Origin of the sequence: Devosia sp. (assembly GCF_017307565.1) — a bacterium.
Taxonomy (GTDB): domain Bacteria; phylum Pseudomonadota; class Alphaproteobacteria; order Rhizobiales; family Devosiaceae; genus Devosia.
On sequence record NZ_JAFKHD010000324.1, the window covers coordinates 1 to 23,275 of the forward strand.

The following is a 23,275-nucleotide window of genomic DNA, read 5'->3' on the forward strand; positions in this document are numbered from 1 at the left end:
GCATGGTCCGCTATGCCGATCTCGCGGCCGATCTCGTCCTGGGCAAGACCCATCTGCTTCTCCTGGCCGATCACGACAATCGCGAGCCCGGCCGTCGCATGGCCGAAGCCCTCTCGGGCGACGCTCTCGCCAAGGGTCTAAGCGTGGTTGTGGTCGATGCCGGCAGCGGTCGCGTCGGCGACACTCCTGGCCTGTCCGATCTCAGCACCGGCGATGCCGGCTTTGGCGACGTGGTGCAAAAGTCCGCCGATCAGAGTTTTGCCGAAGTGGACTGGGGGCAGGGCGATGCCATCGACCGGACCTCGTCAAAACCCTCGATCCTCGTCGAGGCGCTCGGCGACATCTACGAAGTCGTCATTGTGCTGACCGGTCGCGTTGGTGGCCGCTCCACCCTGCCGGTATTTGCCGATCTCGGTGGGCGCGTCGTCCTCGTCGCCTCGCCCGATGAAGATGCCGATGCCGTCGAAGTCCTGCGCCGCCAGCTTCTCGATGCAGGTCTGCCGCGCGTCGAGGTGTCGGCCCTCGATGACGCGGTTGCCGCCTAGTCCGGCTTCGCACCGGGCCTATTCAAAGCGCGAGGCTTAGCTCAATGAAATACGCCGCCATCCGCGCTGCCTTCGAGTTGATCTGGCTGTCCCGCCTGCCGGCGCTGTCGCGCGCCCTTTCGCAGTCGCGCGGCGTCATCTTCACGCTGCACCGCGTCCTGCCCGAGACGCCCCCGGCCTTTTCGCCAAACGCCATCCTCCAGGTTCGTCCCGATTTCCTCGATTATGTGATCGAGCGCGTCCGCGATCTGGGCATCGACATTGTTACTCTCGACGAAGCCATCGAACGCCTCGCCGCACCGACCAGGCCGCGCCCCTTCATCGTCCTCACTTTCGATGATGCCTATCGCGACAATCTCGAATATGCCCTGCCGATCCTGCGGCGACATGAAGCGCCGTTCACGCTCTATGTCCCCACGGCCTTGGTCGATGGCGTTGGCGAAATCTGGTGGCAAGCCATCGAAGACATCATCGCGCGCCAGGAGGCTGTCGCCTTCACCGAAAACGGTGAGGTTGAGTATGTCGACACGGCTACCACTGCCCAGAAGAAAGAGGCCTTCAACCGCCTCTATTGGCACCTGCGAAAAGTCCCTGAGCCCAAGCGTCTGGCCGTCCTCGCCGAGTTCTGTAGCAACTATGGCTACGACCTCGAAAAGCAGTGCCGTGACCTGATCATGAGCTGGCAGGAGCTGCGCCTCTTTGCCGGCGAGCCGCTTTGCACCATCGGCGCCCACACCGTTCACCACTACGAATTGGCCAAGCTCTCAAAGGAAGAGGCGCGGCAGGAAATGCTGCAATCGGTCGAGGTCATCCAGGCCCAATTCGGCATCCGTCCCACCCATTTTTCCTATCCCCTGGGTGGTCCGCTCTCCTGCGGCCCGCGTGAATTCGCCCTTGCTGAGGAATTGGGGTTCAAGACGGCCGTGACCACGCGCCCCGGCGGGCTCTACCCGCATCACCTCCAAACGCTGACGCAGCTGCCGCGCGTCTCGCTGAACGGCTATTTCCAGTCAGAACGATATGTCGATGTCTTTGCGAGCGGCGGCATTTTCACCGTCCTCGGCAAGCTGACCGGCTGAGGGCAGGGGGCCTTCGGGCGATTCTTCCTAGCCTTGCGGGTCGGGCTTCGCCATCCAGCGGATGATCAGGCCGGCGGGCAGGCACCAGCCCATCCCCGCGACGATGAAATATCCGATCAGCACGAACCACGGCAGTTCCGGCGGAAACGCCAGATAGACCGAGGTGGCCAGCGACGCCCAGACGACGATGGAGATCACGCAGAGCAATGCGCCAATCAATTTGCGGGTTCGTTGGGTCATGTGCGGCATAAGGGCTGTTGCGACGGAGCACGGGTGGCATTACCACTCCGCGAGCCCCATCGATACTGGAATTTGCCGTGACCACCCAGCAGAATGCCGCACCAGGACAAATCAGTTACGCGAGTGACCTTCTCCGGCCGGTCCGTATCTGGCTCTATGCGCTTGCCAGCTTCGTGCTGCTCATCGTCGTCGTCGGCGGCATTACCCGCCTGACGGAATCGGGTCTTTCCATCACCAGTTGGAAGCCGATCTCGGGCACCCTTCCGCCGCTTAATGACGCGCAATGGCAGGCCGAGTTCGAAGCCTACAAGCAGATTCCGCAATACTCCGTCGTCCATTCGTGGATGGAAATCGACGACTTCAAATACATCTTTTTCTGGGAATGGTTCCACCGCCTGCTGGCGCGCGCGCTGGGGCTGATCTTCATCGTCCCCTTCCTGGTCTTCCTCTTCCAGAAGCGCCTCTCGCGCAACCTCGCCATGCCGCTCTTCGTCCTGTTCCTGCTCGGCGGCTTCCAGGGTTTCCTTGGCTGGTGGATGGTGTCGTCGGGCCTCTCCGAGCTTACCTCGGTGTCCCAATACCGCCTCGCAGCCCACCTCACGGCGGCCTCATTGCTGTTCGTTGCGCTCATATTCGTCGCTCGCAGCATCGAGCCCGGACGCGTATTGGGTCGGGTCAATCCATGGCATTTGACCACGGCAACCGTGCTGGGCCTCTTGCTGATCATGCAGATCGCAGCAGGCGCGTTCGTTGCCGGCCTCGATGCCGGCATGGGCTACAACACCTGGCCCCTGATGGATGGCGCGATCATCCCCAATGGCCTCTTCGCCATGGATCCGGCCTGGCGCAATATCTTTGAAAATGCCATGACCGTGCAGTTCATTCACCGCGGCATCGCCTATCTCATCGTCGCCTACGTGGCCTACCTCGTCTGGCGCCGCTCCAGGGATGGTGGTTTCGGCGGCGTCCACGGCTGGCTGCCCCGCATCGGTATCCTGGTTCTGCTTCAGGTCTGCCTCGGCATCGCAACGCTCCTCGCCAGCGTGCCGATCTCGCTGGCCGTCGGCCACCAGTCGCTGGCCTTCATGCTGGCCGGCGCCACCGCCGCCTACATCGCCGACATGCGCCGCGTGCGCTAAGCCAGAGCCTCTTTCCTGCGAAAGCAGGAATCCCGGCGTGATCAAAAGGGCATAGAAATGCGGTAATATAATACCGCATTTCTAACTATATGAAATCATTGCGCTTTTTATAGGCGCTTGACGAGCGCTAGAATCCCCCTTAGAGACCACGCCGAAACCTGTGATCCGCTCCTCGGGGTAGGGTCACAAACCTAAGTTTTCCAGGGATTTCAACATGACCACTTACTCGGCAAAACCGAGCGAGATCGAAAAGCAGTGGATCCTCATCGACGCCGAAGGGCTGGTCGTGGGTCGTCTTGCTTCGATCATTGCTTCGCGTCTGCGCGGCAAGCACAAGGCCACCTTCACACCTCACATGGACATGGGTGACAACATCATCGTCATCAATGCCGAGAAGGTGAAGCTGACCGGCCGCAAGCTCGATCAGCACCGCTTCTACTGGCACACCGGCTTTGCCGGTGGCATCAAGGACCGCACCGCTCGCGAACTGCTCGAAGGCCGTTTCCCGAACCGCGTCCTCGAAAACGCCGTGCGTCGCATGATGCCGGGCGGCCCGCTGACCCGCGCCCAGCTCAAGAACCTCCGCGTCTATGCCGGTTCCGAGCACCCCCACGAAGCGCAGAACCCGAGCAAGCTCGACGTCGGCGCTATGAACACCAAGAACGTCCGGGTGAAGTAATATGGCTGAAACCATCAACTCCCTCGAAGCCCTGGGCACTTCCGCTGCTGCTCCCGCTGCCTCCTCGGCTCCGGTTCACGTGCAGAAGCTCGACTCCCTCGGCCGCGCCTATGCCACCGGCAAGCGCAAGAACGCCGTCGCTCGCGTCTGGATCAAGCCGGGCAAGGGCAAGGTGACCGTGAACGGCCGCGAATTCGCTGCCTACTTCGCTCGCCCGGTTCTCCAGCTGATCGTCAAGCAGCCTATCGTTGCGACCGACCGTCTCGACCAGTACGACGTCAACGTCACCGTTGCTGGTGGTGGTCTGTCCGGTCAGGCCGGTGCTGTTCGTCACGGCATCTCCAAGGCGCTGAACTACTTCGAGCCGGGCCTGCGCCCGATCCTCAAGAAGGGTGGCTTCCTGACCCGCGACAGCCGTGTTGTTGAACGTAAGAAGTACGGCAAGGCCAAGGCCCGTCGTTCCTTCCAGTTCTCGAAGCGCTAAGCTTCAAGCCAAAATTCTTGGAAAGGGCCGGGCAACCGGCCCTTTTCTTTTGTCTGGATCGGCCTACATGCGCCTGGGTGTGCCCTTGAGGCGTTCACTCTCTCGATTGTCACCCCGGCGCAGGCCGGGGTCCATCCAGAGATCTCAAGTTGGGCCCCGGCCTGCGCCGGGGTGACATCCATTGGTTGGGAAGATGTCCGAGCAACACGTGCAGCAAAAGATCATGCCCAGCCTGGTCACCCGCTTTCACCTGCTGATCTTCGCGGTGACCCTTTCGATCACCGCAGTCGGCATTCTCCGCATTCCTGAAGGCTTCGCATTCCCCGCCCATTGGCAGGGTTCTGGCGCCGATTGGGTCTGGCCGCGCGATATCGGCCTTTCCGTTGCGCCGGCCATTGGGGCAGTCCTTATCCTCGGCTTCTTCATTCTCGGCCGCCTGCTGACCGCCAATCACATGGCCAAGGTCCAGCACATTCTTGATCCCGCGCTCAGTCTTCTCCTTGCCGTGCCGGCCGCCTGTCAGCTGGGCCTGCTCTTTATCGGCATCGGCTCCGATCTCGACCTCTTCCGCGGCACCGCCATTGCCCTTGCGGCCACACTCGCCCTTTTGGGTATCGTGCTGTTCCACGCCGAGCGCCATAGCTATGCCGGCCTGCGCATGCCCTGGCCGGTGCGTTCGGATCGTGCCTGGCTGCTGGTGCATCGCCTCAGCGGAGTGGCCTGCGGGCTGGCTGCGGGGGTGATTGCCGTGCTTGCCTGGTTCGATGCCGGACCTGGCATTTTGGCTGTGGCGTTCGCCCTGAGTCTGATCGGGCTGCCGCTCTTCGCGGGCCTTGTGAGTCTGGCGGTCAGGCGCGCCTGACAACTTCTATTCTCTCCTTCTGTGATCGGAATGAGAAAATTCTTCTAATACCGGAAGAAATGGAACGGCATGCGCTGCGGCCAATTTGTGGCAGGCGTATGGTTTGGCCAATCCGCGGGCACGGCGCTCTTTTTGTGAGCAAGTGACCTGCCAGCCGAAAGGTCACTCAATGTCTCCTACTTCCGTTTCCGCGGCTCGCGCCCCCAAGGCGCCAAAGCCGTTTTATGCCAATTTCGGCGTCCAGGTTCTTGCGGCCATGGTCATCGGCCTGCTGCTCGGCTTCATCGCCCGCAATATGGGCCCCGATGCCGCCGGTCAGGCCAATTGGCTGACCCAGACACTGGCGACCATCGGCTCGTCCTTCGTCTCGCTGCTGCGCGCCCTGGTGCCGGTTCTGGTCTTCACCGCCATTGTCGCCTCCATCGCCAACCTGCGCGAACTCAACAACGCGGCCAAGCTCGTCTGGCAGACCCTTCTCTGGTTCGCCATCACCGCGCTGATCGCCGTGGTCATCGGCATTGCCCTTGGCCTGATCATCCAGCCGGGCCTCAACACCGAAGTCGCCGCCGCCGCTGCCAAGGCGCCGTCCTCGACTGGCTCCTGGCTCGACTTCCTCAAGGGCCTGATTCCCTCCAATATCCTCGGCCTTCAGGCCTCGACCCGCGTTTCCGATAGCGGCGCGACCACCAGCCTCTCCTTCAATGTGCTGCAGATCCTCGTGATCTCCATCGTCGTCGGCATCGCCGCCCTGCGCGTCGGTCCTGCGGCTGACCCGTTCATCGCCTTCACCCGCTCGTTCCTGAAGGTCATCCACAAGGTCCTGTGGTGGGTGATCCGCCTGACGCCCATCGGCACCATTGGCCTGCTCGGCAATGCCGTGGCCGTCTATGGTTGGGATGCGCTGGCCCAGCTCGGCTGGTACTCGGCCGCCATCTATATCGGCCTCGCCATCGTGCTGTTCGTGGTCTACCCAGTCCTGCTTCAGGTCAATGGCCTCAACCCCATCCGCTACTTCCAGAGCGCCTGGCCGGCCATTCAGCTCGCCTTCGTGTCGCGTTCCTCCATCGGCACCCTGCCGGTCACCGAACGCATCACCGAGCAGAACCTCGGCGTGCCGCGTGAATACGCCGCCTTCGCCGTGCCGCTTGGTGCCACCACCAAGATGGACGGTTGCGCCTCGATCTATCCGGCGATCTCGGCCATCTTCGTCGCCCAGTTCTTCGGTATCTCCCTCGGCATCGAGCACTACCTGCTGATCGCCTTCGTGGCCGTCATCGGCTCTGCGGCGACCGCTGGCCTCACCGGCGCGACCGTCATGCTGACCCTGACCCTGTCCACGCTCGGTCTTCCGCTCGAAGGCGTCGGTCTCCTGCTCGCCGTCGATCCGATCCTCGATATGGGCCGTACTGCGGTCAACGTCGCCGGCCAGGCACTGATCCCGACCATCGTTGCCAAGCGCGAAGGCATTCTGGACCAGGCCACCTACGACCGCGGCGAAAGCATCGACGCCCTCGACGAAGCTCAGGCCGTCCCGGCCCAATAAGCGTTGCAACATCAATGTCGAAAGGGGGAGGCAATGCCTCCCCCTTTTTGTTTCTAAGGTCATTTCACATTGCCGCCCGGCTAACCCCACACTCGCTTGTCACCTCGGCGAAGACCTAGGCCCATCCTGAGTTTGGAGATGGCCCCCGGCCTTCGCCGGGGTGACAGCTGGGGGGACTTGTCTGCCTGCCAACCAAACGAATTCTGGAAATACTTCGTATTGACTCTAATTAGACAAAGAACTAATTAGAAAAGCACCGAAGGAGAACGCCGTGGGCATCAATGCCGTCTTCGAAGCTCTGTCCCATCCAGTGCGTCGCAAGGTTCTGGCCCTGCTGAAAATCGGCCCCATGAGTGCTGGCGAACTGGCCGAGCACTTTGACCTTACCCGGCCGACCCTCTCCGTTCACTTCGCCAAGCTTAGGGAGGCCGACCTCGTCGCCGTCGAGCGACAGGGCACCAGCCTCATCTATCACCTCAACACGTCGGTGCTTGAGCAGGCGCTCGCCGATGTCCTCTCGCTGCGGGAAGAAAAATGAACCAGTTGCGTCTCGTCATTGGTCCGGTTGCTCTGATAGCCCTCGCCCTCCTCGCCTTGGCGACGATAGCCGGCTACGTCCTCGTCCCCGCCGAAACCCTGATGCCGGTGCATTGGGGCCCGAGCGGCGAGGCCGATGCCTTCTGGCCTCGCAATTCCGCTCTTCTGGTGCCGCCTGTCCTGGTTCTGCTGCTCGGCGGCCTCTTCGTCGCCATTCTGGCCAGGGGCAGGGGGGCAGATGGCGCCCGGTCCGGCCTCCGCGCTGCATTCGCGGGCATTGCCCTCCTCATGGCCGGGATCCAGGCGAGCGTTGTCGGCATCGCGCTGGGCTACCCCATCGATATGGTCCGCGTCATCGCCTTCGGCCTCGGCGTCATGTTCGTGTTCCTGGGCAATATCCTGCCCAAGTCGCAACCCAACAGTTATTCCGGTGTGCGCCTCCGCTGGACGCTCAGCAGCCAGGCGAATTGGGCCGCCACCAATCGCTTCACCGGCACTCTGATGATGCTCGCTGGCGTGCTCCTCGCCGTCGCCAGCCTCTTCGTCGCCCAGCCGCCGGTGTTGCTCACAATCACCATTCTGGTCGCCATCATTCCGAGCCTTGCAGGTGTGATCTTCAGCTATCGATTTGCCCGGCGCGAGGATGCCACTCGGCCACTTTGAAGCCGAAATCGGTTGCTAGGCCGACCCGGTATGCCATTGTTAGAGAACGAAGAATGATCAAATTCAGCGGCGCCTGGGACGGTCGGCGCAGGGCGATCACCTTGGGTATGATTTCCAACGTGGTCGGCGCCACCGCAGCGGCGGGCGCGGCTATTGCCGCCTGGCTCACCACGGTGGGCGAGGCCGATCATACCCAATGGGCGCTGATCCTCGCCGGCATTGGTGGCGTCTTCGTCGCCAAGGGTACAGTCATTCTCGCGATCGCCGAAAGTCGCCCCTTCGTCCCGGCCGAAGGCATCCCTGAACTCACGCAGAGTATTTTAGCGCTCGACGGCCGCATCTCGGCCCGCCACAAGGCGGCAATGGAGCGCCTCGACCAGCTCGAAGCCGAGGTGGCCTACCTGCGTTCCCGCAATCATCCGATGGCCGCTACACGACCTTCTTGAGCGGCAGCTTCTTGGGCTTCAGCTTGCGCGCGACCTTGGCCGTCTTCGGCACGAAGTTGGCCATGACGCGCTCGATCACCTTGATCGCCTTGTCGGTGCCGTCCTCGCTGCGCAGCTTTTCTGCCACGAGTGCGGCATTGCGCCGATAGGCCTCGTTGCTGTTGAGATCGGCCAGCGCGCCCGCGAGCAGGTCAGCGGTCAACTTGCGCAAGCGGATCGGCTTCGGCCCGCAGCCAAGCTCATAGACGCGCCGCCCCCAATAGGGCTGGTCCATGGCCTGCGGCACCACAAAGCTCGGGCGCCCAAGATGCAGGCCCGCCGACGTCGTGCCGGCGCCACCATGGTGAACCACCGCGCTTACATAGCGGAACAGCCGGTCATGTGGCGCCTTCTCGATCGGGAAGATCGTGTCGGGTAGATCGCGCGGATCGATCCCGCCCCAGCCGCGTGCGACGACGGCCCGTCCGCCCCAAAGCTCCACAGCTTCCTTCAGAATGCGCGTATTGCGCTCAGCCCCAAAGGGCATGGATCCAAAACCGATATAGACCGGCGCTTCGCCCGCTGAAAGAAACGCCTCGAATTCCGGCGTCGGCTCCCATTGACTGCGGTCGCGCAGGTTCCAATAGCCGGTCACCAGCGCCGTCTTCGGCCAATCCCGCGGGCGCGGACTCACCGCCGTCGAATAGGCATAGAGCGTCGTCAGCGGCGAGCCGTCGGTATTGGTGAAAACCCCGCCCATGTTCCGCGCTTCGAGGCCCATCAATTCGCGGCGCAGCCGGTTGCGCGGCAGGTTCCAATAGGCCTGCTGCATGGTGGCGGCCGTGTAGGAGAGCTTGTTGAGCGTCGGCCCGAGATCGTCGGCGACGTAATACATCGAGAGCGGGAATTCGCTGGTCGAATTGAGCGGCTGCAGCGCCGTCATGATCGCCGGCACCTTCAGCGCCTCGGCGATGTCGATGCCAAAGCTGGTGTTCATGTTGACCACGATGGCGTCGGCGCCCTGGCACATGCGCCAGGCAGCCCGTGCCGCCGTGTCGACGATCTGCTGGCCCTGCTTCAGCATCCAGGGACCATTGATGAGCATCGAACTGCTCATCGCATTTTCAAACCGGGTTTCCTTGAGGAAGGACTGGATGGATGGCCCAAGCGAATGGAATTCGAGCCCATACCCGGTGACGAGGCCTTCGAACTCCTCGGTGGCGCCGATCATGACGCCATAGCCGCGCTCCTGCAAGGACAGCGCAAGCCCGATATAGGGTTGGACGTCGCCTTGTGTGCCGATCGTCACCAGGGCAATGCGCTTCAAGTGTGGAACCTCATCATACGCCGTTACGCCCGAAGGTTGTTCCGCTTCGAGCCATTTACAAGACCCCGCAGAGGAATTATGAACGGCCTGTCGATTGTTGCATTTCTTACAAAAACGACCTCCGAAGGGCAAGAGACATGGTGTCTCCATTCACTGTTGCATTGGTTCGAGCACGGCTCGCCGGCATGGTGACTGCTATTGCCGCCGCTGGCGCCTTCGCGGCGGCCAGCGCCCGATAGCTCTTCCCGCGTGGCCGCGTAGCGGCCGGGAAGAGCCGAATAGATCGTTACGGCCCCGAATGGGGTCTTTTAACCCCTTCAAAACCATAATTCCGCGATAATCAGCGTCTTTTCTGAGATGCAGCGCCCCACGCGCGTCGCGACCAGTTCAAGGTCCGTCAAGGGACCTTCCGAGGAATCAAATGAGCGAAGTTTTTCATCGCATCCGCCGTCTCCCGCCCTACGTGTTCGCCCATATCGATCCCATCAAGGCAAAGGCGCGCGCTGAAGGGGTCGATATCATCGACCTCGGCATGGGCAATCCAGATATGCCGACCCCGGAGCATATCGTGGCAAAGCTCCAGGAGACGGTGAAGGACCCGCGTACCCATCGCTATTCGACCTCCCGCGGCATTCCCGGCCTTCGCAAGGCCCAGGCAAGCTATTATGGGCGCCGTTTCGGCGTGAAGCTCAACCCTGACACCCAGGTCGTCGCGACCCTGGGCTCCAAGGAAGGCTTCGCCAACATGGCTTCGGCCATCACCGCTCCGGGCGACGTGGTGCTGGTCCCGAACCCGACCTATCCGATCCATTCCTTCGGCTTCATCATGTCGGGCGGTGTCGTCCGCTCCATGCCGGCCGAACCGGGCGAGGATTTCATGCGCGCGCTTGATCGCGGCGTGCGTCACTCGATCCCGAAGCCCATCGCCATTGTGCTGAATTACCCAGCCAACCCAACCGCTTACACGGCTGACCTCGATTTCTACGCCGAGGTTGTCAAGTATTGTAAGCAGCACGACATTTTCATCCTCTCCGACCTCGCCTATTCCGAGATCTATTTCGACGAAGACAATCCGCCGCCGTCCGTGCTGCAGGTTCCGGGCGCCATCGACATCACGGTGGAATTCACCTCGATGTCCAAGACCTATTCCATGCCGGGCTGGCGCGTCGGCTTCGCCGTCGGTAACGAGCGCCTGATTGCGGCTCTCGCCCGCGTAAAGTCATACCTCGACTACGGCGCCTTCACGCCCATCCAGGTCGCCGCCGTCGCCGCCCTCAATGGCTCCGATGACGTCATCGAGGAAGTTCGCAAGGTCTATAAGCACCGCCGCGACGTCATGGTCGAAAGCTTCGGTCGCTCCGGCTGGGACATTCCTGTTCCGAAGGCCACCATGTTCGCCTGGGCTCCGATCCCGCCTCAGTTTGCCCATCTCGGTTCGCTCGAATTCGCAAAGCTCCTCATTCAGGAAACCGGCGTCGGCGTTGCTCCGGGCGTTGGCTTTGGCGAATATGGCGATCAGTACATTCGCCTCGCCTTCGTCGAAAACGAACAGCGCATCCGCCAGGCTGCCCGCAACATCAAGAAGCTGCTCGGTGGCAAGGGCGACCAGAGCAATATCGTGCCACTGGCCTCCGCAACGAAATAGCTTGCGCTGCGAGGGGGCGGCATTCCGCCTCCTCGACACAATGGAACAGAAGCGTGGACGCAGATACCGCCGCAATGCAATGCGGCTACTACGATAAAGGCGTCTGCCGCTCCTGCACCTTCATGGGCACGCCTTATGATGCCCAGCTCCGCGCCAAGCTGGACCACGCCCAAAACCTGCTCGCGGCCTGGCCGGATGCCGTCTGGCTCCCACCCATGGCCAGTCGCCCCGAAGCCTTCCGCAACAAAGCCAAAATGGTCGTCGGCGGCACCGCTGACGCACCCACCCTCGGCATTCTCGATCCGGCCCAGCACGGCGTCGATCTCACCGCTTGCGGCATTCTCGCGCCCGGACTGCGCGCGGCCTTCTCGCCCATCAAGGCCTTCATCACCCGCGCCCGCATCACGCCTTACGATATCCCAGCCCGCCGCGGTGAACTCAAAAACGTCCTGCTGACCGAGTCTGCGGATGGCGAACTCATGCTGCGCTTTGTGCTGCGCTCGACAGAACCCCTCGGCCGCATGCAAAAGCACCTGTCGAGCCTCCAGGCAGACCTCCCGCAACTCGCCGTCGTCACCGCCAACATTCTGCCCGAGCACAAGGCCGTCCTCGAAGGCGACGAAGAAATCGCGCTGAGCGGCGGCGAAACCTTGCCCATGCGTCTTGGCGATAGCGTCCTGCACCTGCGTCCCGCCAGCTTCTTCCAGACCAACACTGAAATCGCCCGTGGCCTCTACCTTCAGGCGCAGGAGTGGGCCGACGAAGTCGATGCCCGCTCGATCTTGGACCTTTATTGCGGGGTAGGGGGCTTTGCCCTCCACGTCGCCGCTCCCGGCCGGCGCGTCCACGGTGTGGAACTCAGCGAACCTGCCGTCCAATCCGCCCGGCTCAGCGCCGCCCATGCTGGCCTCGCCGACGTCACCTTCGCCGCTGGCGACGCGACCGCCCTCGTCGCTGGCGAAGCCGACACCATCATCGTCAATCCGCCGCGCCGCGGGCTCGGCGACCGGCTTTGCCAGACACTGGAAGCCTCCGGCGCAGACACGATCATCTATTCGAGCTGCAACGCCGCCACTCTCGCCCGCGACATCGCCGCCATGCCCGCCTACGAACCGAAGGTTGTCCGTCTCTTCGACATGTTCCCGCAGACCGACCACTACGAAGTCATGGTGCTGCTGACCCGCCGCCCAACGGCCGGCTGAACTGTCAAATATTACATGACAACGAGTATCACCTTTTGTATGGAGGATCACTTCCATACAGAAGGTGATCCATGATCCTCCGTTCGCTGGTTCTCGCCACCCTTTTGGCCGCGACGCCGACCTTGGCGCAGGCCCAAAGCTTCCCCGTCACGCTCGAGCATGCCTGGGGCGAAACGACCATCGATGCCGAGCCCAAAAGGATCGTCACCTGGGGCTGGGGCAATGAAGACGCTGTCATTGCCCTCGGCGTCATCCCGGTCGGCATTCCCTTCCACGCCTTTGGCGGTGGCGACAACGGCATCAAGCCCTGGATCGAAGAGGCATTGGCCAAGGTCGAGGGTGAACAGCCGACCGTGCTTCAAAAAGGCTCCGAGCCTCCCTTCGAGCAGATCGCCGCGCTCGAACCCGATCTGATCCTCGCCGTTTTCTCCGGCATCACTGAAGAGCAATATGCTCTGTTTTCCGCCATCGCCCCGACCGTTGCCTACAGTGGCGCCCCCTGGTCGGCGCCCTGGCAGGACGTGACGAAAATCGTCGGCAAGGCCCTCGGTAAAGCCGACGAGGCCGAGGCCCTGGTCGCCGAAACCACCACCTGGCTCGAAAGCGAAGTTGCCAAGCACCCCGCGCTCAAGGAAGTCACCTTCGCCAGCGCTAATGACTACGATGGCTCCATCGCCGTCTATGCGCCGCTCGATGCGCGCATGACGTTCCTCACCGATCTCGGCCTCACCCTCAACCCGAGTGTTGCCGAACTCGCCCCCAACGATGGCGCCTTCTACTATTCCCTCAGCTACGAACTTTTCGACGAGCTCAAGGGCGACATCTTCGTCACCTATTACGAAGAGCAGTCTGCGCTCGATGAGTGGCTGGCCAAATCCTACGTGGCCAACTATCCGCCCATCGTCAATGGCGGCCTTGCTGCGCTCGTCGGCACCGAAAACGTCGCCGCTGCTTCCCCGCCAAGTATCCTGTCCCTGCACTGGGGCTTTTCGACTTACCTCGACGTGCTGGCTGCCGCCGCCGACAAAGTCACCGGCCGGTAAGCCGACAATAAACCAAGGAAAAACACCATGCGTCCGCTCATTGGGGCTCTGGCCCTCGCCGCCGCCGTAAGCCTCTCCGTCCCGGCCTTCGCCGTCGATACCTTCCCCATCACCATCGAGCACGCCCTGGGCTCGACTACCATCGAAGCCAAGCCCGAGCGCGTGGTCACCTGGGGCTGGTCCGCTCAGGACGCCGTGATTGATCTCGGCGTTGCCCCCGTCGGCATTCCCTTCTTCGCCTATGCGGGCGGCGAAGATGGCCTTCTTCCCTGGACCGAAGCCGCTCTCAAGGAGCATGGCTTTGCAACGCCCACTATCCTGCCCAACGTCACCCAGCCACCGATCGAAGCCATCGCGGCCCTCGCTCCGGACGTTATCATCGCCCCGTATTCCGGCCTGACCTCTGATGAATATGCGCTGCTGAGCAATATTGCCCCGGTCGTCGCCTATCCCGACAAGCCCTGGTTCGCCGGTTGGCAGGATGTCGTTACTCTCACCGGCAGGGCCCTCGGCCTATCCGCCGAAGCCGACAAGCTCGTCGCCGACACGCGGGCTTTCCTTGAAGCCGAAATTGGCAAATATCCAGATGCCAAGGGCACGGTCTTCGCCAATGTCGTCAATCGCAATGATGGCCAGGTCTCCGTTCGCCTCGAAGGCGACCCGCGCGTCCAGCTCTTCGTTGATATCGGCTTCGTCTCTGCCCATGAACCGAGCGAAGCCATCCCCAACGATACCGGTATTTCCTATTTCGTCAGCTACGAGAACTTTGACAAAATCCCCGCCCAGATGCTGCTGAGCTTCTTCAACGATCAGAAGTCGGCCGATGATTTCTTCGGCATGGACCTGATCAAGCTCTCCCCGCTTGTCGCCAAGGAGGCCTATACCAAGCTCGTCGGCGACGAGATCACCATGGCCGTCAGCGGCGCCGTCACCCCGATTTCGCTGCGTTGGGGTTTCCCCACGGTCGCAGCAGAAGTCGGCCGCGCCGCCACCGCCGCCAAGGCGCCGTAAGGTCTTCGGGCGAGACGGCGCTGGCTGCCTCGTCCCCCGCGCGCTCACTGCCAGATTTGCATAGGAAATCCCTGCTGTCGTGCAGCGACAGGATTCGTCTCATTGAGCGCGCTGGCTCTCGCAGGCATAGCCAGAGCCGCCGCAAAGCTTATTGCGAGAATGCCTACAAAATTCCTATTGACCTCTAGGCAAGTTCCTATGCACATGTCGCGCACCATGAGCGATATCCAGTCTTTCCGCCAATCCGTCGAATCTTTCATCTCCGCCCGCGGTTGGACTCCGACCCGTTTTGGCCGAATTGTCGCAGGCGATCCGCTCTTCGTCTTCGACCTGCGCGATGGGCGTGAGCCACGCAGCGAAACACGCGCGCGTATCCTCAAGGCCATGGCCGATTTCGGCGAAACCGAAGCGCAGACCCCGCTCCGTATCGGCGTTGCCGGTCTCGGCAATGTCGGCGCCACGCTCGTGCGCATCCTTCAGAAAGACGGCGCCGCCCTGAACAAAAAACTCGGTCGCAAATTGCAGGTGACCGCCGTTGCCGCGCGCTCGCGTTCCCGCGACCGCGGCATTGATATTTCTGGGCTCGAGTGGTTCGACGATCCCGTCGCCCTCGCCAAGTCGGACGGCATCGATCTGTTCGTCGAACTCATCGGCGGCGAAGACGGTCCGGCCTTCGCGGCGGTCAAGTCCGCCCTCGAAATCGGCCGTCCGGTCGTCACCGCCAACAAGGCGCTCCTTGCCAAGCACGGCGTCGCCCTGGCCAGGCTCGCCGAAGAGTCCGGCGCCCAGCTCGGTTTCGAAGCAGCCGTTGCCGGCGGCATTCCCGTCATCAAGACCCTGCGTGAAGGTCTTGGCTCTGCCAGCATTGCCAAGGTCTTTGGCATCATGAATGGCACGTGCAACTACATCCTGACGCGCATGGGCAATGAAGGCATTTCCTTCGCCGATTGCCTCAAGGACGCGCAGGCCCTCGGCTATGCCGAAGCCGACCCCACCTTCGACGTCGAAGGCTTCGATACCGCACACAAGCTGTCGATTCTCGCCACGCTCTGCTTCGGCTATGAGATCGCGCCGGACAAGATGCGCATCGAAGGCGTTTCCCATATCACCCAGCACGATATCCAGGTCGCCGCCGACCTCGGCTACAAGATCAAGCTGCTAGGCATTGCCGAACACACTGACAACGGCATCGAGCAGCGCGTGCACCCGACCTTCGTGCCCAAGGGCTCGGCCATTGCCGGCGTCGATGGCGTCATGAACGCTGTTGCCCTTGAAACCGACCACGTCCACGAGCTGCTGCTCGCTGGCCCCGGCGCCGGCGGCCCGCCCACGGCCTCCTCGGTGCTCTCCGATATTCTTGATATCGCCCGCGGCACCCGCGTGCCGCCGCTGGGCGTGCCGAGTGCCGAACTCCTGCCCTATCGCGCCGCGCCAGCTCGCCCGCATGAAGGTGGCTTCTATATCCGCCTCAATGCCAAGGATGTGCCCGGCGCGCTCGCGGCCATCACCTCGCGCATGGGTGAAAAGTCGATTTCCATCGACTCCGTCATCCAGCGTTCGGACCTTGCTGCTAAAGCGGTGGCGCCCGACGGTTCGCCCACGCGCACTGTCGTGATGATTACCCAACAGACTTTGGAATCATCCGTGCGCGAAGCGCTTGCGCAAATCGCTGCGGACGGCTTCATAGTCGGCGAACCGCAGTTGATCCGTATCGAAAAGTTCTAGCGCCATCCTGGCGCGCTCGGTGCGCCGGGGAGGGGATATGAAACTCAGCAAGGTCGAGGGCGGCAAAAGTCCTGCCCATCTCCACCGCACCCTGACTCTGGAAATGGTCCGGGTCACCGAGCGGGCCGCTATCGCCGCTGCCGAATGGCGCGGCAAGGGCAATGAAATGGCCGCCGACGACGCTGCCGTCGCCGCCATGAAGACCGAGCTCGATCGCGTTGCCATTTCCGGCCGCATCGTTATCGGCGAAGGCGACGAGTTCGAGTGCGACACGCTCTTCATCGGCCAGCCGGTCGGTGTGGGCGAGGGGCCCGAGGTCGACATTGCCGTCGATCCGCTCGAAGGCGTCACCCTCTGTGCCAAGAACCAGCCCGACTCGCTTGTGGTCCTCGCCATGGCCGAGCGTGGCGGCCTGCTCAACGTTGCTCGCAACGTCTACATGCACAAGATCGCCATCGGCGCCGAATATCCGCCCGACACGGTCAATATCGAGTGGTCAGCCACCGAGAACGTGACGGCCCTGGCCCGCGCCAAGGGTGTGCCGGTTTCCGAAATCACCGCCATCGTCCTCGATCGCCCGCGCCATGCTGGCCTCCTCGAAGAGCTGCGTCTGGCCGGGGTTTCGGTAAAGCTCCTCAGCGATGGCGACATTGCGGGCGTCATCCACGCCGTGAACACCGAAGACACCGGCGTTGATATCTATCTCGGCTCCGGCGGTGCCCCCGAGGGCGTCCTTGCCGCTGCCGCTTTGCGTTGCATTGGCGGCCAGATGCAGGGCAAGCTCATCCTCGATACGCCGGACAAACGCGCCAAGGCCCGCGACATGGGCATCACCGACCCACATCGCGTCTACGATGTCACCGATCTCGCCTCGGGCGACGTGCTCTTCTCGGCCACCGGCATCACCGATGGATCCCTCGTCGAAGGCGTAAAGCTCCGCCGCCACTGGGTCGAAACCTCAACCGTCGTCATGCGCTCCTGGAGCCAGACGACGCGCTGGATCAAAGCCAGACACGCCCGCTGATCTCAACCTCGATTGTCGCCCCGGCAAATGCCGGGGCCCATCCCACGACGGCGTTATTCCGGCGCAAGCGGGAATCTCCGTCCAATCAAGCATCGCAAGAGACAAGGGGCCTCATTTCCCCTCACTCACCTCAAAGAACCGCGACCCAACCCGCTCGCCGCGCCAGGCTGCCAAAACCCGGGCGACATTCTCCTCAACCCCATCCCCCGTCTGTAGCTCCAGATCATACCGCCGGCCCTCATGAATGGTCAGCGCATCCTGCTCTGCGCTCCCAACCGGCCGATCGCCACGCGCCTGCTCCCGCCGCCGCAACTCGTCCACCGGACAATGCAGCGCCACAAACAGCACATCGAATGGCGCGAATAGCCTGGCCAATTCCCCCTGCCAGCCGGGCGTATCGAGAATATGCTCGAGAATGAGATTGTTACCGGCCCCCGCATAGGCCGCGAGCGAGGCATGATAGCCGGCAAAGAACGGCGCCCGCATGTCGCGCCACCGGAAATCGCCCGCCTTCACCCGCCCCAGGGGCAACACGCCGGAATCGCGCAGATGGTCTATCGAGATATGCCAGAACGGTCGCTCGATGCGATCCTGCACCATCCGCGCCAGTGTGGACTTGCCGCTGCTCGAAGCACCGTGCAGAAAGATAATGCTCGCCTTGTCAGTCATCGGTCACGCCCCAAAAATACCCGGCGCAACAAGCATCACAACACAACCTTCGGCAACCCCTTCCCCCTCTCGGCTAAATCGCCTAACACCACCCCATGCTGGAAACCCGCCGCAACTTTCTTGATGTCACGCAGTCGGTGCAGGGCCGTGCCTGGGTAGATCGTCTCGATGGGGCAGGTGCGCGCATGGCCACTGCCATCGCCCAGCGCGCTGGCATTTCCGATATTCTCTCGCGCATTCTGGCCGGCCGCGGCGTCGATATCGACTCGACCCAGTCCTACCTCGAGCCCACCATCCGCAACCTGATGCCGGATCCCTCGACGCTCGCCGGCATGGACGAACTCGCCGATCGCCTGGCCCGCGCCATCACCGACAATGAGTCCATCGCCCTCTTCGGTGACTACGACGTCGATGGCGCCAGCTCCTGCGCCCTCATGGTGCGCTACCTCGCCCATTTCGGCCTCACGCCTCAGGTCCACATTCCCGATCGCATCTTTGAAGGCTACGGCCCCAATATCGCGGCCATGGACAAGCTGATCGATGCCGGCGCCACCCTCATCATCACGCTCGATTGCGGCACCACCAGCGATGGCCCCATCGCTCATGCCCGTGGGCGCGGCGTCGACGTGCTGGTCATTGACCACCACCTGGCCGACCACGAGCTGCCGCCCGCCACGGCCCTGGTCAATCCCAACCGCCCCGACGACATTTCCGGCCTCGGCTATCTCTGCGCTGCCGGCGTCACCTTCATGGTTCTCGTAGCCACCCACCGCACCCTGCGCCAGCGCGGCGATACCCGCCTGCCGGATCTCTTGAAGCTACTCGATCTCGTCGCCCTCGGCACCGTTTGCGACGTGGTGCCCTTGGTCGGTCTCAACCGCGCCTTCGTCCTTCGCGGCCTCGAAGTCGCCCGCCGCGGCGACAATCAGGGCCTTGCCGCGCTGACTTTAGCCTCCCGCGTCAGCGGCCCGCTCAATCCCTATCACCTCGGCTTCCTCATCGGCCCGCGCATCAATGCGGGTGGCCGCATCGGCAATGCCGCCCTTGGCACGCAGCTCCTTGCGCTCGATGACGAGCACCAGTCCCTCGTCATCGCCGCCAAGCTCGATGAGCTCAATGCCGAGCGCCAGCGCATCGAAGTGGAAGCGGTGGAAGAGGCAACCTCCGTCGCCGAAGCCGAAGTCGGTGGTGGGGAAGGGCCCCCGGTCCTCGTTCTCGCCTCGGCCAATTGGCACCCCGGCGTCGTCGGCCTCGTCGCTGCCCGCCTGCGCGAGCGCTTCGATCGTCCGGTTTTCGCTATTGCCCTTCATCCCGATGGCACCGGCACCGGCTCCGGCCGCTCCATGCCCGGCGTCGATCTCGGTAGCGCCGTCATCGCCGCCGTCGATGCGGGCCTCGTCCCCAAGGGTGGTGGCCACGCCATGGCGGCGGGCGTCACCCTGCGCCCCGGCGATCTCGGCCCCTTCCGCGCTTTCATCGCCGAGCGTCTCGGTCAGAGCGTCGTCGCCGCGCGCGCCGCTTCTGCCCTCAAGATCGACGCAGCCCTCACTGCCCGCGGCGCCACCGTCGATCTCCTCCACAATATCGAAAAGGCCGGCCCCTTTGGCTCCGGCAATCCCGGCCCGGTCTTCGCCTTTCCGTCGCACCGCGCGCGCTTCGCCCAGATCGTCGGCAAGGGCGGCCATGTCAGCTTCACCCTGACCTCCGACGATGGTGCCCGCCTCAAGGCTATCGCCTTCCGCGCCGCCAATACCCCTCTCGGCGATATCCTCCTGCGTGACGGCGAGCAGCCGCTCCATTTCGCCGGCAGCCTGTCGCTCGATCACTATCAGGGCCGCGAGCAGGTCCAGTTCCGACTCACCGATATCGCGCGCCTGCCGCGTCAGGGGTGAAACTCAACGCGATCCGACGCGTTATCCGCTGCGTAGTCATGTATGGACTACCAGGGGACTACCTTTTCATGCATGCGTCACTCTCGCCTCTCCGTCCCGCGGAGAGCCAAGCATTTTCAGTCGCTTCGCTGCTTTCCCGGAATCAGATTGTCGGCGATTTTCTTCCCGCTCCGACCCGCAAACAGCAGCTTGCATATCCCTTAACGGCCGTTAAACTATTGATAGGCATCCACTGGGAAGCACTGCTGCTTTGGCTCCAATGGGTGCCCCCGATGCGGAAGCTGTGCTCCGTGCAAGCCATGTGTCGGTCGACATCGCGATATTTGGATGTAGCGGCACAATGAGTAAGTCAGCGGTCGATCAAACCAATACCGGCGTCACGCCCTGGACCCGTTTTGCTTCTTTCGTGGTCGAGAAAATCGGTCTCGCCCTCATCGGCAATCCGCGCTTCGGAGCTCTCACCGTCATTCTGCCAAACGGGCGCACGCGCACCGTGGGCAATTCCAAGACGGGCGAGCACGCCGTTCTTCGGCTCACCAATTTCAAGGTCATCACCGAGGCCATGCGCCGCGGCACGGTCGGCTTCGCGGCCGCCTATATGAATGGCGACATCGAGGTCGATGATCTCACGGCGCTGTTCCGGTTCTTCCTGCAGAACCGCGACATGTTCGAGAGCGCCAGCAACGGTTTCTTCCGTCGCGCAGCGACCGATCTGCACTACCACCTGTCGCGTCGCAACACGCTCGAAGGCTCCAAGAAGAACATCGCCGAGCACTATGACCTCGGCAACGACTTCTACGGCCAGTGGCTCGACCCCTCGATGACCTATTCGTCGGCGGTCTTCACCTCCGGCGACCAGAGCCTTGAAGAAGCCCAGCGCGCCAAATATCGCCGCGTCGCCGACATGGCCGGCGTTACGCCCGGCTCCTCGGTGCTGGAAATCGGCTGCGGCTGGGGCGGCTTTGCCGAAACCGTCGCCCGCGATTACCAGGCGCACCTGCGCGGCATCACCCTTTCTGCCGAACAGCTCAAATACGGCCAGGATCGTCTTGCCCGCCAGGGGCTCGACAACTTCGCCACCCTGGTCTTCGAAGACTATCGCCATACCGAGGGCCAGTTCGACCATATCGGCTCCATCGAGATGATCGAGGCTGTCGGTGAAGACAATTGGCCGAGCTACTTCCAGACGATCCACGATCGCCTGAAGCCCGGCGGAACGGCGGCCATTCAGGCCATCACCATCAACGAAGCCGATTTCGACGGCTATCGCAGTGGCCCCGATTTCATCCAGCGCTACATTTTCCCGGGCGGCATGCTGCTGACCAAGACGGTGATGCGGGAGTTCGGCGAGAAATATGGCCTCGTCCTCGAAAACGTCGAGAACTTCCGCCTGTCCTACGCCAAGACCCTAAAACTCTGGCGCGAGCGCTTCCTCGAACGCTGGCCCATGATTGCCCCCCTCGGCTACGACGAGACTTTCAAGCGCAAGTGGGTCTACTACCTGAGCTACTGCGAGGCCGGTTTCACCGAAGGCTCCATCGACGTCGGCATCTACCAGTACCGCCGTCCGGCCTGACAGCGGGCGGCGTGCCCCCCAACCTCTATCCCCACCTCCCCCTTGAAAGGGGGAGGCCGGGAGGGGGATGTCGACCAGCCCCCCCCACACCCCAATCAACAAACTTGACTTGACCATTCATCATTACAAAGGCAGAAAACGCTCGCTTTATCTTGAGGTGAGCCCATGTCCATCCGCGCCTTCGCTCTTGCCGCCCTCAGTTCGTCTGTCCTCGTCGCCGCAGTAAGCGCCGCGCCCTGGACCTACACCGATGGCTCGGGTCAGACCGTGACCCTCGACGCCGTCCCCCAGCGCATCATCGCGAGCCAGGACGCAGCAGCGGGCCTCATTCCCCTGGGCATCCGCCCCGTCGGCATTTACGCCGATGGTCCCATTGCCGAGGCCAAGGCCCTGCAGGGCCTCGATCTCACCGGCATCGAAATCATCGGTCAGGCCTGGGGCGAGGTCGATATCGAAAAGGCCGCTGCCCTCGATCCCGATCTGGTCCTTGCCGAATGGTGGGATCGCAACACCGTCTGGTCGGGTGGCGAAAACGTCGTTTCCCTGCTGAGCCAGCTGGCCCCCATCACCGGCATTTCCGCCGGCGATTCCATCCTCGTCATGATCGAGGACTATGAAAAGCTCGCCGCCAGCCTCGGTGCCGATCTCGCCCAGCCCGCGATTGCCGAGCAGAAGGCCGCCTTCGAAACCGCCCTCACAGATTTCAAGGCCGCCGTCGCCGCCAAGCCGGGCCTGAAAGTGCTCGCCGTCTATGCGGGCGATGACGCGCTCTATGTCGGCGACCCGGCCGGCGCTGCCGAGCTGCTCGACATGCAGTCCTGGGGCCTCGATATCGTCGTGCCCGAGGGCGTCGATGCCGCCGGCAACAACTACTTTGAAAACGTCAGCTGGGAAAACGCCGACAAGTACCCCGCCGATCTCGTCCTCGTGGACAATCGCTCCCCGTCCACGCTGAAGACCGCACTGGCCCAGCCCACCTGGACGCTCATTCCGGGCGCCAAGGCCGGCCAGGTTGCCGAATGGCCCGCCTTCTGGCTGCGCAACTACATCCACTACGCCGCCGCCCTGACCGATCTCACCGCCGCCATCACCGCGGCCAACCCCGATCTGACGCCCTGATGTCGGCAACGGGACGCGATCCCAGAACAGGCCGCGCTGCGGCACTGGGCCTTGGCCTGGTTCTCCTCTGCGTTGCGCTGTTCGCCATTGTGCTGCTCTCGATGGCAACGGGCGCTCGCCCCATATCCTATGACATGGTCTGGTCCGCGCTCGTCTCCTTCGACCCAGGCCTGACCGAACACCGCATCATCTGGGATCTGCGCCTCCCACGCACCGTAGTCGGCGTTCTCGTCGGCGCAGCCCTTGGCCTCTCCGGCGCAGTCCTCCAGGGCGCCACGCGCAATCCACTCGCCGATCCATCCATCCTTGGCATCAATTCCGGCGCCGCGCTCTTCGTCGTGCTCGGCGTCTCCGTCTTCGGCATCACCCAGCTTTCGCTCTATGTCTGGCTGGCCTTCGTGGGCGCCGGCGCCGCCATGCTTGTCGTCTATGCCGTGGCCTCCCTCGGCCGCGAAGGCGCCACGCCCATCAAGCTCGCCCTTGCCGGTGCCGCCATGACCGCCGTCATGCAGGCCATCATCAATGGCATCCTCCTCACCAGCCCCCGCACCCTCGATGAAGTGCGCTTCTGGCAGGTTGGCTCGCTCGCCGGCCGCTCCATGGAAATCGCCCTTCAGGTCAGCCCCTTCATCCTCGTCGGGGCGCTGCTTGCCCTCGCCACCGCGCGCCTTCTGGACGGTCTCAGCATGGGCGACGATGTTGCCCGATCGCTCGGCCAGCGCATCGGCCTCTCGCGCGGTCTCGCCGGTCTCGCCTCGGTCGTCCTTGCCGGTTCCGCCGTCGCCGCTGCCGGCCCAATTGCCTTTGTCGGGCTCACCGTGCCCCATGTCGCCCGTGCCATAACCG

The 23,275-nt window shown here is 63.0% G+C and carries 23 protein-coding genes; 20 read left to right on the forward strand and 3 right to left on the reverse strand.

From position 1 onward, the window contains the following. On the forward strand, positions 1-545 hold a 545-nt coding region (locus J0I64_RS11260), incomplete at its 5' end, for a hypothetical protein (protein ID WP_291408175.1). A 44-nt stretch (positions 546-589) separates the two neighbouring features. Continuing rightward, positions 590-1,624, forward strand: coding sequence for a polysaccharide deacetylase family protein (locus J0I64_RS11265; RefSeq protein WP_291408177.1), 1,035 nt, complete (start codon positions 590-592; stop codon positions 1,622-1,624). Between the two features lie 27 nt (positions 1,625-1,651). On the opposite strand, the gene J0I64_RS11270 is transcribed toward J0I64_RS11265, so the two are convergent. Continuing rightward, on the reverse strand, positions 1,652-1,873 hold the full coding sequence (locus tag J0I64_RS11270; RefSeq protein ID WP_291408179.1) for a DUF2842 domain-containing protein: 222 nt from the start codon (positions 1,871-1,873) through the stop codon (positions 1,652-1,654). A 68-nt stretch (positions 1,874-1,941) separates the two neighbouring features. Here J0I64_RS11270 and J0I64_RS11275 point away from each other — a divergent pair, with 68 nt between their 5' ends. From J0I64_RS11275 to J0I64_RS11310, 8 genes are all read left to right on the forward strand, one after another. After that, on the forward strand, positions 1,942-3,003 hold the full coding sequence (locus J0I64_RS11275; RefSeq protein WP_291408181.1) for a COX15/CtaA family protein: 1,062 nt from the start codon (positions 1,942-1,944) through the stop codon (positions 3,001-3,003). A gap of 214 nt (positions 3,004-3,217) precedes the next feature. Then, positions 3,218-3,682 (forward strand): 50S ribosomal protein L13, encoded by a 465-nt coding sequence (rplM, locus tag J0I64_RS11280; protein WP_291408183.1) that lies wholly within the window; start codon positions 3,218-3,220, stop codon positions 3,680-3,682. 1 nt (position 3,683) lies between these two features. Then, complete coding sequence (rpsI, locus tag J0I64_RS11285) at positions 3,684-4,166, forward strand: 30S ribosomal protein S9 (protein ID WP_291408185.1); 483 nt, start codon at positions 3,684-3,686, stop codon at positions 4,164-4,166. A 193-nt stretch (positions 4,167-4,359) separates the two neighbouring features. Further along, on the forward strand, positions 4,360-5,028 hold the full coding sequence (locus J0I64_RS11290; RefSeq protein WP_291408187.1) for an SdpI family protein: 669 nt from the start codon (positions 4,360-4,362) through the stop codon (positions 5,026-5,028). Between the two features lie 169 nt (positions 5,029-5,197). Continuing rightward, positions 5,198-6,571, forward strand: a complete 1,374-nt coding sequence (locus J0I64_RS11295; RefSeq protein ID WP_291408189.1) for a dicarboxylate/amino acid:cation symporter — start codon at positions 5,198-5,200, stop codon at positions 6,569-6,571. A 271-nt stretch (positions 6,572-6,842) separates the two neighbouring features. Next, positions 6,843-7,109, forward strand: a complete 267-nt coding sequence (locus J0I64_RS11300) for a metalloregulator ArsR/SmtB family transcription factor (RefSeq protein ID WP_291408192.1) — start codon at positions 6,843-6,845, stop codon at positions 7,107-7,109. Continuing rightward, complete coding sequence (locus J0I64_RS11305; protein ID WP_291408194.1) at positions 7,106-7,771, forward strand: SdpI family protein; 666 nt, start codon at positions 7,106-7,108, stop codon at positions 7,769-7,771. Before J0I64_RS11300 ends, J0I64_RS11305 begins: the two co-directional genes overlap by 4 nt. A gap of 53 nt (positions 7,772-7,824) precedes the next feature. Next, on the forward strand, positions 7,825-8,217 hold the full coding sequence (locus J0I64_RS11310; protein WP_291408196.1) for a hypothetical protein: 393 nt from the start codon (positions 7,825-7,827) through the stop codon (positions 8,215-8,217). On the opposite strand, the gene J0I64_RS11315 is transcribed toward J0I64_RS11310, so the two are convergent. Beyond that, the gene (locus tag J0I64_RS11315) at positions 8,201-9,523 is read right to left on the reverse strand and encodes a nucleotide disphospho-sugar-binding domain-containing protein (protein ID WP_291408198.1); all 1,323 of its coding nucleotides are present in this window, start codon (positions 9,521-9,523) and stop codon (positions 8,201-8,203) included. The genes J0I64_RS11310 and J0I64_RS11315 overlap by 17 nt on opposite strands. A gap of 421 nt (positions 9,524-9,944) precedes the next feature. Between J0I64_RS11315 and J0I64_RS11320 the strand changes: the two genes are divergently transcribed. The 6 genes from J0I64_RS11320 to glpX all read left to right on the forward strand — a co-directional run bounded on the left by J0I64_RS11320 (position 9,945) and on the right by glpX (position 17,173). Then, entirely contained in the window at positions 9,945-11,168 is a 1,224-nt protein-coding gene (locus J0I64_RS11320) for an LL-diaminopimelate aminotransferase (protein WP_291408200.1), read from the forward strand. Positions 11,169-11,221: 53 nt separating this feature from the next. Further along, positions 11,222-12,370 carry a 23S rRNA (uracil(747)-C(5))-methyltransferase RlmC gene (rlmC, locus tag J0I64_RS11325; protein WP_291408202.1) on the forward strand — a complete coding sequence of 383 codons (1,149 nt, stop codon included), beginning with the start codon at positions 11,222-11,224 and terminating at the stop codon, positions 12,368-12,370. A 71-nt stretch (positions 12,371-12,441) separates the two neighbouring features. Beyond that, on the forward strand, positions 12,442-13,413 hold the full coding sequence (locus tag J0I64_RS11330) for an iron-siderophore ABC transporter substrate-binding protein (RefSeq protein ID WP_291408204.1): 972 nt from the start codon (positions 12,442-12,444) through the stop codon (positions 13,411-13,413). Positions 13,414-13,440: 27 nt separating this feature from the next. Beyond that, positions 13,441-14,424 carry an ABC transporter substrate-binding protein gene (locus J0I64_RS11335; RefSeq protein WP_291408206.1) on the forward strand — a complete coding sequence of 328 codons (984 nt, stop codon included), beginning with the start codon at positions 13,441-13,443 and terminating at the stop codon, positions 14,422-14,424. Positions 14,425-14,808: 384 nt separating this feature from the next. Further along, positions 14,809-16,149 (forward strand): homoserine dehydrogenase, encoded by a 1,341-nt coding sequence (locus J0I64_RS11340; RefSeq protein ID WP_291408219.1) that lies wholly within the window; start codon positions 14,809-14,811, stop codon positions 16,147-16,149. A 37-nt stretch (positions 16,150-16,186) separates the two neighbouring features. Continuing rightward, on the forward strand, positions 16,187-17,173 hold the full coding sequence (gene glpX / locus J0I64_RS11345; RefSeq protein WP_291408207.1) for a class II fructose-bisphosphatase: 987 nt from the start codon (positions 16,187-16,189) through the stop codon (positions 17,171-17,173). A 111-nt stretch (positions 17,174-17,284) separates the two neighbouring features. Here glpX and J0I64_RS11350 read toward each other — a convergent pair whose 3' ends face one another. Then, positions 17,285-17,842: an AAA family ATPase gene (locus J0I64_RS11350; RefSeq protein WP_291408210.1), complete on the reverse strand. Its 558-nt coding sequence runs from the start codon at positions 17,840-17,842 to the stop codon at positions 17,285-17,287. A gap of 95 nt (positions 17,843-17,937) precedes the next feature. On the opposite strand from J0I64_RS11350, the gene recJ reads away from it, so the two are divergent. The 4 genes from recJ to J0I64_RS11370 form a co-directional block, all read left to right on the forward strand. Next, positions 17,938-19,734: a single-stranded-DNA-specific exonuclease RecJ gene (gene recJ / locus J0I64_RS11355; protein ID WP_291408211.1), complete on the forward strand. Its 1,797-nt coding sequence runs from the start codon at positions 17,938-17,940 to the stop codon at positions 19,732-19,734. 340 nt (positions 19,735-20,074) lie between these two features. Continuing rightward, entirely contained in the window at positions 20,075-21,310 is a 1,236-nt protein-coding gene (locus J0I64_RS11360; protein ID WP_291408212.1) for a cyclopropane-fatty-acyl-phospholipid synthase family protein, read from the forward strand. A 165-nt stretch (positions 21,311-21,475) separates the two neighbouring features. Continuing rightward, positions 21,476-22,429 (forward strand): ABC transporter substrate-binding protein, encoded by a 954-nt coding sequence (locus J0I64_RS11365; protein WP_291408214.1) that lies wholly within the window; start codon positions 21,476-21,478, stop codon positions 22,427-22,429. Then, positions 22,429-23,275, forward strand: an 847-nt coding sequence (locus J0I64_RS11370) for an iron ABC transporter permease (protein ID WP_291408217.1), incomplete at its 3' end; no start/stop codon positions are given. The genes J0I64_RS11365 and J0I64_RS11370, both read left to right, overlap by 1 nt.